Below are 16,450 nucleotides of genomic sequence, written 5' to 3' on the forward strand. Positions count from 1 at the left end.
CGCGCATCATCAGGAATCGCCGTTGCCCAGAGCCATTTGGATCAGGCTCTCGGCGTCCATCTCGTCGATCGAGTCGTTGTCGTCACCCGCGGGCGGGGGAGCCTGCGCTCCGCCGTGTTCGTCCGCGAGCGTCATCAAGGTGTCCAGCAGCCCGGCTGCCCTGAGCCGGTCCAGCGGCACGGTGGCCAGTGCACTGCGCACCACGGCCTCGTCCACGTCGCCGTACGCGACGGAGTCCTCACCGCCGTGCCGGCCGGCCTCCGGCAGCAGCTTGTCCCGTAGGTACGTGATGAGGGCGGCGGGCGTGGGGTGGTCGAAGACCAGCGCGGCCGGCAGCCGTAGGCCGGTCGCCTCCGCGAGCTGGTTGCGCAGCTCCACCGCGGTCAGCGAGTCGAATCCGAGGTTGCGGAAGGCCCGGTCGGGGCGTACCGCGTTCGGTGTGTCGAGCCGCAGCACGGTGGCCGCCCGCTCCTGCACGAGTTCCAGCAGCAGATGATCCTGCTCAGGTCCCGAGAGGTCCAGCATGCGCCGGGTCAGCGCATCGGCCGTGCCTGCGCCGTCGGCCTCCGCGGTTTCTTCGGGGCTCGCCAGCGCGGCCCTCACTTCGGGCAGGCCGGCGATGAGCGGGCTCTGCCGCAGGGTCGTGAACGCTGTGGCGAACCGTGGCCAGTCGACGTCCACCGTGACGATCGGCGCTTCGTCGTGCTCGATCGCCTGCTGGAGTGCGGCGACCGCAAGGCCGGGCTCCATCGGGGCCAGCCCGAGCCTCGTCAACTGCTCACCGGTGTCGCCTGCGGCCATTCCGCTGTCCGCCCACTGTCCCCAGGCCACAGACGTCGCCGACCAGCCCTGGGCACGGCGACGGATCGCCAGCGCGTCGAGTGCGGCGTTCGCGGTCGCGTACGCGGCCTGGCGCGCGCTGCCCCAGACCCCCGCGATCGACGAGAACATGACGAACGCGTCCAGCGTTCCACCGAGCAGTTCGTCCAGGTGGGCGGCGCCGGCCGTCTTACCGGAGAGCACCTCGGCGAACGCGGCCGGCTCGGTGTCCGCCAGAGCGACGCTGTCGCTGACCCCGGCGGTGTGGATGACGCTTCGGACGGGGCTGCCCTCCCGACTCAGCCGCTCGACCAGTTCGGCCACCTGAGCCCGGTCGGAGACGTCGCAGGCGACAACGGACACCTTGGTGCCCAGAGCCGTCAGCTCGGCCTCCAGCTCTGCCGCGCCCGGAGCTGCGATGCCGCGCCGGCTGGTGAGGACGAGCCGCTCCGCGCCCCGCCCCGCCAGCCACTTGGCCACATGCCCGCCCAGGGCACCCGTACCTCCCGTGATCAGCACGGTTCCTTCGGCGTTCCACGGGGTGGCGGTGACTGCTCCGTTCAGGGGGGCCCGCACCAGTCGGCGGCCGAAGACGCCCGCCGGGCGCACAGCCACCTGATCCTCACCAGCCGCGTCGGACAGGATGCCGCACAGGCTGTCGGTGATACGTGTGTCGACCCCTTCGGCCGGCAGGTCGATCAGGCCGCCCCAGTTGCCGGGCCGTTCCAGTCCGACGACCCGCCCCATACCCCACACCTGCGCCTGGGCGACGCTGACGGTGCGGTCGGTGGTATCGCTGACCTGCATGGCCCCCCTGGTCGCGCACCAGAGGGGGGCCTGGACCTCCACCGCGTCGAGCGCCTGCACCAGAGCCAGCGTCGATGTCACGGCGGCGGGCACCGCAGCGTGTACGGGGTCGGGGGTCTCGTCGGCCCCGAGGAACGAGAGCACACCGGCCACCTCGCCGTCGCCCAGGTCGAGGAGTCGGCGGATGCTTCCGGCGAGGGAGTTCCGGTCGGATTCGCCCGCTGACACCATCGAGGCCGTGACACGCGCCCCGTTCTGCGTCAGAGCCGCATCACAGGCAAGGACCGTCGCGTCGTCGCGCAGCGCCTCCGGGATCAATACGATCCACTGTCCTGAGAGGCTCGAGGACTTCGCCTTGGCCAGGGGGGTCCAGTCGATGCGATAGCGCCAGCCGTCGATCGTGGACCCGTCACGGCGTTCACGTCGCCAGGCCGCGAGCGCCGGCAGGACCGTCTGCAGGGCCGCCTCGCTCTGTGTACCACCGAGGGTGCGCATGAGGGCGTCCAGGTTCTCGCCCTCGACGGCCTCCCAGAACTGGGCGTCGACCGGGTCCACGGCACCCGCCGCCGGGGCCGGGACCGCCAGAGCCTCCGGCCAGTAATGCCGCCGCTGGAAGGCATAGGTCGGCAGATCGACATGGGCCGGAACATGACCGGCGAACAGCGCCTTCCAGTCAGGGTCGACCCCGTTGACGTGTGCCTCGGCCAGAGACGTCATGAAGCGCCGGGCCTCGTCCTCGTCCCGCCGCAGCGTCCCCAACGCCACCGCGTCACTACCGGCCGCCTCGAACGTCTCCTGCAGACCGAGCTGAAGCACCGGATGGGGGCTGACCTCCACGAACACACGATGCCCGGCGTCGATCAAGGCGCGGGTCGTCTCCTCCAGGAGGACCGTCCGGCGCAGGTTCGTGTACCAGTACTCGCCGTCCATCCCCGCCGTGTCCAGCAGTTCCCCGGTCACCGTGGAGAACAGCGGCACCCGCGAGGCACGCGGAGCCAGGTCCGCGAGCACCTCCAGCAGCCGGTCGTGGATCCGCTCCACATGCGCACTGTGAGACGCGTAATCCACATCGATGCGCTTACAACGCACCCCGTCCGCCTTGCACACCACCAGCAGCTCATCCAGCGCGTCACCGTCACCACTGACCACCACCGAGGACGGGCCGTTCACCGCCGCGACGGAAAGGCGCCCCTCCCAGCCGGACAGGCGTGCCTCCACCTCCTGCGCCGGCTCCGCCACGGACGCCATGCCGCCCAGACCCGACAGCTCCACAATCGCCCGGCTCCGCAACGCCACCACCCGCGCACCGTCCTCCAAGGACAGCCCACCAGCAACACACGCCGCAGCGATCTCACCCTGGGAATGGCCCATCACCGCAGCGGGCACCACACCCGCCGCACGCCACACCTCGGCCAACGACACCATCACCGCCCACAACACCGGCTGCACCACATCAACACGACCGAACCCAGGAGCACCCGGCTCACCACGCAGCACATCCAGCAGCGACCAGTCCGTATGCGCCGACAACGCGGTCGCACACTCCCGCATCCGCTCCGCGAACACATCCGAGGACCCCATCAGCCCCGCAGCCATACCCACCCACTGCGAACCCTGCCCCGGGAACACGAACACCGGGCGCATCACACCATCAGCGACACCCCGCACCAGGGCCGGGCCCGACCGCCCACCGGCCAGGGCCTCCAGGCCGGCCACCAACTCCTCACGCCCACAGGCCGTCACCACCGCCCGGTGCTCGAAACGGGACCGGCTCAACGCCAGCGCATGCGCAAGATCCCGCATCGGCACACCCGGCGTTCCCGCAACCGACTCCGCCAGACGCGCCGCCTGATCCCGCAACGCCCCCTCCGACTTACCGGACAGCACGAACGGCAACACCACATCGGCCGGCAGCTCGGCCGCCACGACGACATCGTCGTCCGGCGCCTGCTCCAGAATGACGTGCGCGTTCGTACCGCTGATACCGAACGACGAGACAGCCGCACGCCTTGCATCACCGGTCTCCGGCCACGCCACCGACTCCGTCAGCAGCTCCACCGCACCCGCCGACCAGTCCACCTGAGGTGTCGGCTCGTCGACGTGCAGGGTCTGAGGAAGGACACCGTGCCGCATCGCCAGCACCATCTTGATGATTCCGGCAACACCCGCCGCAGCCTGCGTATGACCGATGTTCGACTTCACCGACCCGAGCAACAGCGGCCGATCCTGCGCACGCTCCTGCCCGTACGTCGCCAGCAACGCCTGCGCCTCGATCGGGTCACCCAGCTTCGTCCCCGTACCGTGCGCCTCCACCGCATCCACCTGCGAAGCCGACAAACCCGCATTCGCCAGAGCCTGCCGGATCACCCGCTGCTGCGACGGACCGTTCGGCGCCGTCAGACCATTCGACGCACCATCCTGGTTCACCGCCGAACCCCGCACCACCGCCAGCACCCGATGCCCGTTACGCCGCGCGTCCGAGAGCCGCTCGACCAGCAGCATGCCGACACCCTCGCCCCAGCCGGTGCCGTCGGCGCCGGCCGCGAAGGACTTGCAGCGGCCGTCCACCGCGAGAGCCCGCTGGCGGGAGAACTCGACGAACGTGCCGGGCGTGGCCATGACGGTCACACCGCCGGCCAGCGCCATCGAGCACTCACCCGACCGCAACGCCTGAATCGCCCAGTGCAACGCCACCAAAGACGACGAACACGCCGTATCGACGGTCACCGCAGGACCTTCCAGGCCCAAGGTGTACGACACCCGCCCCGAAGCGACACTTCCCGCGGTGCCCGTGGTGAGGTGCCCTTCAAGGCTCTCGGCGGACGCTGCGGCGTACGCCGCGAAGTCGTGGTACATGAGGCCTGCGAAGACGCCGGTCCTGCTCCCACGCAGGGAGGCGGGATCGATGTCCGCCGACTCCACCGCTTCCCATGAGGCCTCCAGGAGCAGTCTCTGTTGCGGATCCATCGCCACCGCCTCGCGCGGCGAGATCCCGAAGAACTCCGCATCGAAGTGTGTGGCGTCGTGCAGGAACCCGCCCTCGCGGGTGTACGAGGTACCGGGCCTGTCCGGGTCCGGATCGAACAGCCCGTCCACGTCCCAGCCGCGGTCGGCGGGGATGCCCGTGACCGCGTCACCGGCGGTGGAGAGCAGGTGCCACAGGTCCTCGGGGCCGGACACCCCGCCGGGGTAACGGCAACTCATACCGATGATCACGATCGGATCGTCCGCCGTGTTGCCGGTCGTTCCGGCAGCCTCGGTCGGCTCACTGTGCGTGCCGAGGATCTCCGCCCGGATGTAGTCCGCCAGCACCGCGGGGGTCGGATAGTCGAAGACAAGAGTCGCCGGCAGCCGTAGTCCCATGACCGCGTTGAGCCGGTTACGCAGATCCACGGCGGTCAGCGAGTCGAAGCCCAGATCGGTGAAGGCCTGCCGAGGTTTGATCGCCTCGCTCGAGCCATGACCCAGGGTGGAGGCGACCTCGATGCGTACGATCTCGAGGACGCGCGCCTCCTGTTCGGCCGGCTCCAGTCCGAGAAGGGCGCGTGCGAAGGACTGTGCACGGTCGGTGCCGGCGTCGGCCTGCCGCCGGTTCGACACCCGGACGAGACCCCGCAGCATCAGCGGAGTCATCTCCGGACGCAGTCGTAGAGCGGCCGTATCCACCCGGATGGGCACCAGTGCAGCCTCGCCGGGCAACGCGTGTGCTGTGTCGAGGAGTTCGAGTCCCTGTGCCGAGGACAACGGCAGCAGACCACCCCGGGCCATCCGCCGCAGATCCTCCGCACCGAGCTGCCCCGTCATCTCACTCGCCTGAGCCCACAGACCCCAGGCCAGCGACAGACCCACGAGCCCTTCCGCCCGCCGCACCTCCGCCAGCGCATCCAGGAACGCATTCGCCGCGGCGTAGTTCGCCTGACCCGCACCACCGAACACACCCGCCGCCGACGAGAACAACGTGAACATCGACAAATCCATGCCACGCGTCAACTCATGCAGATGCCACGCCGCATCAACCTTCGGCCGCAACACCGCAGCAAGCCGCTCCGACGTCAACGACGACACCACACCGTCATCCAGCACACCCGCCGTATGCACCACACCCGTCAACGGATGTTCAGAAGCGACACCGTCCAGCACCTCAGCCAGCGCGGCACGATCCGCCACATCACACGCGACGAAACCAGCCCGCGCGCCCAGCCCCTCCAACTCCGCCACCAGATCCGCCGCCCCCGGCGCATCCCCGCCCCGACGACTCACCAGCAGCAGATTCCGGACACCGCGCGCCACCACCAGATGGCGCGCCACCAACCCACCCAGCACACCACTGGCACCCGTCACCAACACCGTGCCCACAGAATCGGCATCCGGAGCACCACCACCCACACCGGCAGACACCCGCGCCAGCCTCGGCACGAACACCTCACCACCACGCACCGCCACCTGCGGCTCACCCGAAGCCACCACAACCGACAGAACCGACTCATCCACCCCCTCGACATCGACCAGCACGAACCGGCCCGGATTCTCCGTCTCAGCCGAACGCACCAGACCCCACACAGCAGCCTGCGCCGGATCCGGCACAGCGCCGGGGCCACAAGCCACCGCCCCGGAAGTCATCACCACCAGGCGGGCATCGGCGCATCGCTCATCCGCGAGCCACTTCTGCGTCAACTCCAATGCTTGGCGGGCGATTTCGTGGGCCCGGGATGCCGCGTCGACGCAATCGGACCCCACGTCCGCGAATGACACCGCCATCACGTCCGGCGCCGCCTCCAGGGAGGCAAGCTCGGCGTAGCGGGCGACTGCGGGAAGGGCCTCAGGGGCATCCATCGGCATCACGGAGCCCATCGGCTTCGCCGCCCACTCGACCCGGAACATCGCGTCACCGAGCGCATGGTCCGAAGGCTTCAGCTGTTCCGGGCTGATGGGGCGGAGTGCGAGCGTCTCGACGGAGGCGACCGGGCGGCCCGTTCCGTCGGCCAGCAGCAGGGACGCTCCCGACCGCGCGCGCCGGATCCGGACCCTCAGCGCACGCGCGCCGACCGCGCCCAGCGAGACCCCGCTCCAGACGAACGGCAGCTCGACGGAGCCCGGTTCGCCTCCGGCTTCACGGGGTGTCGACCAGCCCAGCGCGTGCAGTGCGGCGTCCAGCAGAGCGGGGTGGACCCCGAAACCCTCGACATCCGCCTCTTCCGGCAGGGCCACCTCCGCGTACACGTCGTCGCCTTGCCGCCAGGCAGCCCGAAGCCCTTGGAACAAGGGGCCGTATCCGTAGCCGGCCTCGGCGAGCGACTCGTAGAGGGTGTCCACGGCGAGCGTCCGGGCACCGGTCGGCGGCCACTCGTCCAGAGCGTCCGCAGCGGCCACTTCCCCGCACGTCGCCGTACCGGATGCGTGCAGGGTCCACACGTCCTCCGGTGCTCCGGCAGGTGCCGCGTGGACGCGCACGGTGCTGCGGCCCGACCGGTCCGGCAGGGTCACCGTCACCTGGATCACGACCGCGCCCGAGTCCGGGACGACCAGCGGTGCCTCGATCATGAGCTCTTCCAGCAGCTCACAGCCGACCTGGTCGACGGCGTGCAGAGCCAGGTCGACGAAGGCCGTTCCCGGGAGCAGTACCGAGCCCAGAACGACGTGATCGGCGAGCCAGGGGTGCGTGTCGACCGACAACCTGCCTGTCAGCACCACACCTTCGGAGTCGGCCAGCCGGATCGCCCCGGAGAGCAGGGCGTGCCCGCCGGGCCGGATTCCGGCCGCAGAGATGTCGTGGCCCTGTCCGGCGGCCGACTTGAGCCAGTAGTGCTGATGCTGGAAGGGGTACGTCGGCAGGTCGACACGCTGGGCGTCGACGCCCTCGAACAGGACCCTCCAGTCGAGCTCGGCTCCGTGCGCATGGGCCTCGGCCAGAGACATCAGGATGCGCCGGTGCTCGTCCTCGTCCCGCCGCAGCGTCCCCAACGCCACCGCTTCACTACCGGCCGCCTCGAACGTCTCCTGCAGTGCCATGGTGAGCACCGGGTGCGGGCTGACCTCCACGAACACACCGTGCCCCGAGGTGAGCAGTGCCCGGGTCGTCTTCTCCAGGAGGACCGTCCGGCGCAGGTTGGTGTACCAGTACTCGCCGTCCATCCCCGCCGTGTCCAGCAACTCACCCGTCACCGTCGAATACAGCGGCACCTTCGACACACGCGGGGACAGATCCGCCAACACCTTCAGCAACTGGTCACGGATCCGCTCCACATGCGCACTGTGAGACGCGTAGTCCACATCGATGCGCTTGCAACGCACCCCGTCCGCCTTGCACACCACCAGCAGCTCGTCCAGCGCGTCACCGTCACCACTGACCACCACCGAGGACGGGCCGTTCACCGCCGCGACGGAAAGGCGCCCCTCCCACTTGGAGAGCCGTACCTCCACCTGCTGCGCCGGCTCCGCGACGGACACCATGCCGCCCAGTCCCGAGAGCTCAAGAATCGCCCGGCTCCGCAAGGCCACCACCCGCGCGCCGTCCTCCAGGGACAGCCCACCGGCCACGCAGGCCGCTGCGATCTCACCCTGGGAGTGGCCCATCACCGCAGCGGGCACCACACCCGCCGCACGCCACACCTCGGCCAACGACACCATCACCGCCCACAACACCGGCTGCACCACATCAACGCGGCCGAACCCAGGAGCACCCGGCTCCTCCCGCAGCACATCCAGCAGCGACCAGTCCGTATGCGCCGACAACGCGGTCGCACACTCCCGCATCCGCTCCGCGAACACATCCGAGGACCCCATCAGCCCCGCAGCCATACCCACCCACTGCGAACCCTGCCCCGGAAAAACGAACACCGGCCGCATCACACCATCAGCGACACCCCGCACCAGCGCCGGGCCCGACCGCCCACCCGCCAGGGCCTCCAGGCCCGACCGGAGCTCCTCGACATCGTCGGCAACCAGTACCGCACGATGCGTGAACCTCGTACGGCTGGTGGCCAACGACCACGCGACGTCCCCCAAGGCGAGACCGGGCTCCCGGTCCAGCAGACCGGCCAGCAGGGTTGCCTGCTCCGCCACGGCGTCGGGCGACTTCCCGGAGAGCACGAACGGCAGGGCGGACGGCAGCACCGCATCGGCCGGAAGTCTGGCCTCCGCAGCGACTTCGGCGTCCGGTGCCTGCTCCAGAATGACGTGCGCGTTCGTACCGCTGATACCGAACGACGACACGCCGGCCCGGCGCGGCTCGTCCTTCTCCGGCCACGCCACCGACCGGGTCAGGAGCTCAACAGAGCCCGAGGACCAGTCGACTTGGGAGGACGGCTTGTCGAGGTGCAGGGTCCGGGGAAGCACACCGTGCCGCATCGCCATCACCATCTTGATGACGCCGGCCACACCCGCCGCAGCCTGCGCGTGGCCGATGTTCGACTTCAGCGACCCCAGGAAGAGCGGACGGTCGTCCGGCCGGCCCTGCCCGTACGTCGCCAGCAGTGCCTGCGCCTCGATCGGGTCGCCCAGCCGGGTGCCTGTGCCGTGTGCCTCCACGGCGTCCACCTGTGCCGGCGAGACGCCGGCATTGGCCAGGGCCTGGCGGATGACACGCTGCTGAGAGGGCCCGTTCGGGGCCGTCAGACCGTTCGACGCACCGTCCTGGTTCACCGCGGAGCCCCGCACCACCGCCAGGACCTGATGGCCGTTGCGCCGCGCGTCCGAGAGCCGTTCGAGGAGCAGCAGGCCCACACCCTCGGACCACGCGGTGCCGTCGGCGTCGTCGGAGAATGCCTTGCAGCGGGCGTTCACGGCGAGGCCGCCGTGCCCGCCGAACTCGGCGAAGATCCCTTCGTCGGCCATGATCATGGCGCCGCCCGCCAGCGCCATGGAGCATTCGCCCGACCGCAGCGCCTGCATGGCGAGGTGCAGCGCCACCAGGGAGGAGGAACACGCCGTGTCGACCGACACCGCGGGCCCTTCCAGGCCGAAGGTGTACGCCACCCGTCCGGAGACGACACTGCCTGCGGTTCCGGTCAGCACATGTCCGGCGACGCCCTCGGGGAGCTGGTCGAGCGATGTGGCGTACCCGGTGGAGGACGTACCGGCGAAGACGCCGGTACGACTGCCGCGTACGGATGCGGGGGCGATGCCCGCCCGCTCGAACGCCTCCCAGGCCGCCTCGAGCAGCAGCCGCTGCTGCGGATCCATCGCCAGCGCCTCACGCGGCGAGATCCCGAAGAAGGCGGCGTCGAACTCGCCCGCGTCGTGGACGAACCCGCCCTCGTGGGGCAGGGCGGAGCCGTCGTCGGGCGACGGCAGCCGCCAGCCCCGGTCGGTGGGGAAGCCGGAGATCCCGTCGGTGCCGGTGGCGACGAGGTCCCAGAGGTCCTCGGGGGAGTTGACGCCTCCCGGGTAGCGGCAGCTCATGGCCACGATCGCGACCGGCTCGTCGGTGTCGGCCGCTCCGGCCCGTACCGCGGATGCGGCGGACGCGGGTGATCCGGGGGTCTCGACCAGCACGCTGTGCAGGTGGGCGGCCATCAGGGCCGGAGTCGGGTAGTCGAAGATCAGCGATGCGGGGAGCCGTAGTCCGGTCGCCGCACCCAGGCGGTTGCGCAGCTCGACGGCGGTGAGCGAGTCGAAGCCGAGATCCTTGAACGCCCGGCCGGGGCGTACGGCGTCCGCGTCCGCGTGTCCGAGAACAGCGGCGGCTCGGGCGCTGACGAGTTCCACGAGCGTCTGTGTCCGCTCCGACTCGTCCAGTCCCCTCAGCCGCTCGGTGAGCGTCGAGGCTTCGAAGGCCGCCGAAGCCACGCTTCGCCTGTTGGACCTGCGTCCGCCGAGTCCCAGCCCCTTGAACAGGGACGGCTCCTCAGCCCTGCCTCGCAGGAAGCCGGCGTCCAGCTTCACCGGTACGACCACGGCTTCGTCGACGGCCAGTGCGGCGTCGAACAGAGCCACACCCTCCTGCGCCGACAGGGTGATCAGCCCACCCCGTGTGCTGCGGCCCGCGCTCGTCCCGCGGAGCCGGTCGATCATGCCGCCGGCCTGCTCCCACGGGCCCCAGGCGAGGGAGGTCGCTGCGAGACCCTGCCGCCGTCTGGCCTGGGCCAGCGAGTCGAGGAAGACGTTCGCGGCCGCGTAGTTCCCCTGGCCGGGCGCGCCCAGCAGCCCGGAGGTGGAGGAGAACAGTGCGAACACCGACAGGTCCAGGTCGCGGGTCAGCCGGTGCAGATGCCAGGCGGCGTCTGCCTTGGGCTCCATGACCGCGTCCAGTCGGTCGCCGGTGAGTGAGGAGATGATGCCGTCGTCGAGCACGCCCGCGGCGTGGACCACGGCGGTCAGCGGGTGCGCGTCGTCGATGGACGCGAGGAGGCCGGCGACCGCCTCGGCGTCGGAGACGTCGCAGGCGGCCAGAGTGACGGTGGTGGCGCCGAGTTCGGTCAGTTCGGCGGCGAGTTCCTGCGCGCCCGGCGCGTCAGGCCCGCCCCTTCCCGCCAGCACCAGGTGCCGGGCGCCGTGCGTGGCGACCAGATGCCGGGCGAGTACACCCCCGAGCGATCCGGTGCCACCGGTGAGCAGCACGGTTCTGTCGCGGTCGAGCGGCTGCGGGACGGTGAGCACGACCTTTCCGATGTGCCGGGCCTGGCTGAGGAAGCGGAATGCCTCCGCTGCGCGGCGGACGTCCCAGGTCCGCACCGGAAGCGGACGCAGAGCCCCGCTCTCGAACAGCGCGACCACCTCGGCGAGCATCCGGCCGATCCGCTCGGGCCCGGCCTGGATGACGTCGAACGCCTGGTAGGCGACGCCGGGGTGGGTCTGCGCGACCGCTTCGGGGTCGCGCACGTCCGCCTTGCCCATCTCCACGAACCGTCCGCCACGGGGAAGCAGGCGCAGCGAGGCGTCCACGAACGGCCCGGCGAGGGAGTCAAGGACCACGTCGACACCGCGTCCGTCGGTGACGGAGCGGAACTGCTCCTCGAACTCCAGCGTCCGCGACGAGGCGATGTGCTCGTCGTCCAGTCCGAGTTCCCGCAGGGTGTCCCACTTGGCCGGGCCGGCCGTCCCGAACACCTCGGCGCCGAGATGGCGCGCGAGCTGTGTGGCCGCCATGCCCACACCGCCCGCCGCCGCGTGCACGAGGACCGATTCGCCGGGCTGTACCGCGGCCAGGTCGACCAGACCGTAGTACGCGGTGAGGAACACGATGGGCACCGAGGCGGCCTCGGTGAACGACCAACCGTCGGGAATCCTCGCGACCATGCGGTGATCGGTCACCGCGGTGGGGCCGAAGCCTCCGCTGAGCAGGCCCATCACACGGTCGCCGGGTACGACCCCGGTCACGTCGGGGCCGGTCTCCAGTACGACACCGGCACCCTCGATGCCCATCGTGGCGTGCCCCGGGTACATGTCGAGGGCGATCAGGACGTCACGGAAGTTGAGCCCCGCGGCACGCACGGCCACGCGTATCTGGCCGGATTCGAGCTCGTTGCACGCTTCCGGGTGGGGCAGCAGCCGCAGCCCGTCGAGCGTCCCCCTGCTCACGCTGTCGAGTCGCCAGGCCGTGCCGTCCACCGGCGGGAGCAGTGTTCCGTCCTGCCCGGAACGCACGAAGCGGGGTGCGTGGAGCGCTCCGTCCCGTACGGCCAACTGTGGCTCGCCGCTGTCGACAGCGCGGCGCACGAGGCTGACGTCGGGTCCCGTCGTCCCGTCCAGGTCCAACAGGACGAACCGCTGCGGGTTCTCCGACTGTGCCGACCGCACCAAGCCCCACACCGGGGCGACGGACAGGTCGGCGGCGGCATGCGTGTCGCCGCCCGTGTCGACGGCGCGACGGGTGACGACGACCAGCCTGGCCGCGTCCAGGCGCGGTTCGGCCAGCCATTCCTGCAGGAGTCCGAGCGTACGGTGCGCGGTGCGGTGAGTGGCTTCGAGGACATCGGCACCGTCAGCCGCGCCCTCGGTGGTGTCGATCAGTACGACGTCCGGTGCGGCGGCTCCCGCGTCGAGGGCTGCGCTCAACGCGGTCACGTCCGCGTAGGTGTCACAGGCGTCGAGGCCGGGGCCGGTCCCTTCGGCTGCCAGCACTCCCCACACCTGCTCCCCCTCAACCAGCTCCGGGGAGGGCGCGTCCTGGGCGATCTGGACCCAGCTCAGCTGGAACAGCGAGTCCGCGGTGGCACGACGTCGGTCGTCGAACTGCTCGGCGGACACCTGGCGCAGCTGCAACGCCTCTATCCGTGCCACGAGTTGTCCGGCGGCATCGGCCAGGATGAGCGACATCGTGTTGTCGCGCCCCGTGGAAGCGATCCGCATCCGCAGCGTCGTGGACCCGGTGGCGCGAAGGAGCACCCCGTTCCATGAGAACGGCAGCCAGCCGCGCCGCTCGTGGCTCGCCGGGTCCTCCGGACCGTCGTCGCCCAGCAGACCGCCCACCGCGAGGGAGTGGAGCGCGGAGTCGAGCAGCGCGGGGTGCACACCGAATCCGGCGACATCGAGGCCGGTCACGGCCACTTCGGCGAAGACCTCCTCACCACGACGCCAGACCCGCTGCAGCCCCTGGAAGGCAGGACCGTAGCCGAAGCCCTGGTCAGCGAGTCGTGCGTACAGCCCTTCGACACCGATCTCGGTCGCGTCGCGCGGCGGCCAGGCCCGCAGGGAGTCCCGCACCGAGGATTCGGCGGAGGACGCGACGGCCTCGTCCGCCGGGGCGAGGAGGCCGGTGGCGTGCTGCGTCCAGTCGTTCTCCTCGCCGTCGGCCTCCCCCGGGCGTGAGTGCACGCTGATGGGCCTGCGCCCGTCGGCCTCGGGAGTACCCACCACTACCTGGAGTTGGACACCTGCGGACTCGTGGAGCACCAGTGGGGCCTGCAGGGTCAGCTCGTCCACCAGTTCGCAGCCGACGTGATCGCCCGCGTGTAGGGCCAGATCGACGAAGGCCGTTCCGGGGAGCAGCACCGAGCCCATGACGGCGTGGTCTGCGAGCCAGGGATGCGTCTGGAGCGACAGACGTCCCGTGAACAGGAACTCGTCGGTGTGCGCCAGGCCGACCACGGCGGCAAGGAGCGGGTGATCGCCGGTGCGCATCCCGAGCCCGGCAACGTCTCCGGTCCGGTGCCAGGTGTTCTTCGGCCAGTAACGCTGCCGCTGGAAGGCGTAGGTCGGCAGGTCGATGCGGCGGGCGCCGGTGCCGGCGAAGTACGCCGCCCAGTCGACGGCCGATCCACGTACGTGGAGTTCGGCGAGCGCGGTGACGAGGGTCGTCGCCTCGTCGCGGTCCTTCCGCAGAACCGGTACGAAGGTCGCTTCCTCGACGCAGTCCTGCCCCATCGCGGACAGCACACCGTCCGGCCCCAGCTCCAGGAATGTCGTCACACCCTGGTCCAGAAGGGCCTGCATCCCGTCCGCGAAGCGCACTGCTTCGCGGACGTGACCCACCCAGTAGTCAGCCGAGCCGATCTCCTCGCCCGACACAACCAGACCGGACACGTTCGAGACCACAGAGATCTGCGGGGACTGGAACGTCAGAGTCTCCGCGACCGTGCGGAACTCCTCCAGCATGGCGTCCATGCGGGGCGAGTGGAAAGCATGACTGACACGAAGCCGCTTCGTCTTGCGGTCCTGAGCCGCGAAGTGCGCGGCGATCGCCAGGACAGCGTCCTCGTCACCGGAAATAACCGTCGCGGAAGGTCCGTTGAGGGCGGCGATGTCGACACCGTCGGTCAGCAGCGGCAGAACCTCGTCCTCCGTCGCCTCGAGCGACACCATCGCCCCGCCCGCCGGCAGCGCCTGCATCAGACGGCCACGCGCCGCCACCAGCTTCGCCGCGTCCTCCAGCGAAAACACACCGGCCACATGCGCGGCCGACAGCTCACCGATGGAGTGCCCCAGCAGATAATCCGGCCGCACACCCCACGCCGACACCAGACGGAACAACGCCACTTCGAGCGCGAACAGCCCGGCCTGCGTGAACTGCGTTTGATCCAGCAGCTCACCACCCTCGAACACCACATCCCGCACCGGCCGGTCCAGATGACGGTCCAGCTCCGCACACACCGCGTCGAACGCATCCGCGAACACCGGATACGCCCCGTACAACTCGCGACCCATACCCGACCGCTGAGCGCCCTGACCCGAGAACAGCACGGCGATCGGATTGTGGTCGACTGCGGTGGCGGTGACCGCGCCGGCAACCTGCGGATCGTCGGCCAGTGCCGCCACCTGGCGAAGGAGGCTTTCCCCGTCCGCGCCGATGAGCACCGCTCGGTGGTCCATCGCGGTCCGGGCCATGGCGAGGGAGTACCCGTAGTCGACGGCGCCGTGGACCGTTTCGTGCTGGGCCAGCAGGCGAGCAGCCTGCTCGGCGAGCGCCGGCCCGGACCTCGCGGACAGGAGCCACGGAACGACCGGGAGCACAGCGGTCGACGCCGCCGGTTCCTCGTCCGCTTCCTGGGCCTGCTCCAAGATGACGTGCGCGTTGGTCCCGCTCATTCCGAACGACGAGACGCCCGCTCGCCTCGGGTGTCCTGTCTCGGGCCAGGCCACCGACTCGGTCAGGAGCTCCACGCCTCCCGACCACTCCACGTGGGATGAAGGCTTGTCGACGTGCAGGGTCTGCGGCAGCACACCGTGCCGCATCGCCATCACCATCTTGATCACACCGGCAACGCCGGCGGCACCTGCGGTGTGACCGATGTTCGACTTGAGTGATCCCAGCCGAAGCGGCCGGTTTCCGGAGCGGTCCTGCCCGTAGGTCGCCAGCAGGGACTGCGCCTCGATCGGGTCGCCGAGCCGGGTACCCGTGCCATGGGCCTCCACCGCGTCCACGTCTGCCGGGGACAGCCCGGCGTCGGCCAGCGCCTGCCGGATCACCCGCTGCTGCGACGGCCCGTGGGGGACGGTGAGACCACTGCTCGCGCCGTCCTGGTTGATCGCGGAACCGCGGATGACCGCTAGGACCTGGTGGTCGTTGCGGCGCGCGTCGGAGAGTCGCTCGACCAGCAGCATGCCGACGCCTTCGCCCCAGCCCGTGCCGTCAGCCGCCTCGGCGAACGCCTTGCACCGGCCGTCGGACGCCAGACCACGCTGCCGGGAGAACTCCAGGAAGGCTCCGGGAGTGGACATCACCGACGCCCCACCCACCAGCGCCATGGAGCACTCCCCCTGGCGCAATGCCTGGGCGGCCCAGTGCAGGGCCACCAGCGACGACGAGCACGCGGTGTCGACGGTCGCTGCCGGCCCCTGGAGACCGAGGGCATAAGCGATACGGCCGGACATGACGCTCGCGGAGTTGCCGATGGCGAGGTAACCGCCGAGCTCCGCCGTGTCGTTGTGCAGCAGGCCGGCGTAATCCTGGGCGTTGGAGCCGACGAAGACGCCGGTGCTGCTGCCGTGCAGCGAGGCCGGGTCGATACCGGCCCGCTCCAGTGCCTCCCAGGCCGTTTCGAGGAGCAGGCGCTGCTGAGGGTCCATCGCCAGCGCCTCACGCGGCGAGATCCCGAAGAACTCGGCATCGAAGTCCCCGACGGAGGTCAGGAAGCCGCCCTGGTCGGCGTAGGTCGTGCCGGGATGGTCCGGATCGGGGTGGTAGAGCCCTTCCGCGTCCCAGCCCCGGTCCGTCGGGAAGCCTGTGATCGCGTCCGAACCGTCTGCCACCAACTGCCACAGCTGTTCGGGCGAGCGGACATCGCCGGGAAACCGGCAGCTCATGCCGACGATGGCGATCGGCTCCTGGGCCTCGGTCTCGACCTCGTGGAGCCGCTGCTTCGTCTGCCGAAGCTCAGCGGTCATCCACTTCAGGTGATCCAGGAGTTTCTCTTCACTCGCCATCGGAAACAGCACCGCCCCTTGA

The 16,450-nt window shown here is 70.3% G+C and carries 1 protein-coding gene; it reads right to left on the reverse strand.

Annotation, left to right across the window (positions count from 1 at the left end):
• Positions 1 to 9: 9 nt before the first annotated feature.
• Positions 10 to 16,440: a type I polyketide synthase gene (locus JOC24_RS33665; protein WP_374104549.1), complete on the reverse strand. Its 16,431-nt coding sequence runs from the start codon at positions 16,438 to 16,440 to the stop codon at positions 10 to 12.
• Positions 16,441 to 16,450 lie beyond the last annotated feature (10 nt).

The sequence above is a fragment of the Streptomyces sp. HB132 genome (assembly GCF_016909575.1).
Taxonomy (GTDB): domain Bacteria; phylum Actinomycetota; class Actinomycetes; order Streptomycetales; family Streptomycetaceae; genus Streptomyces.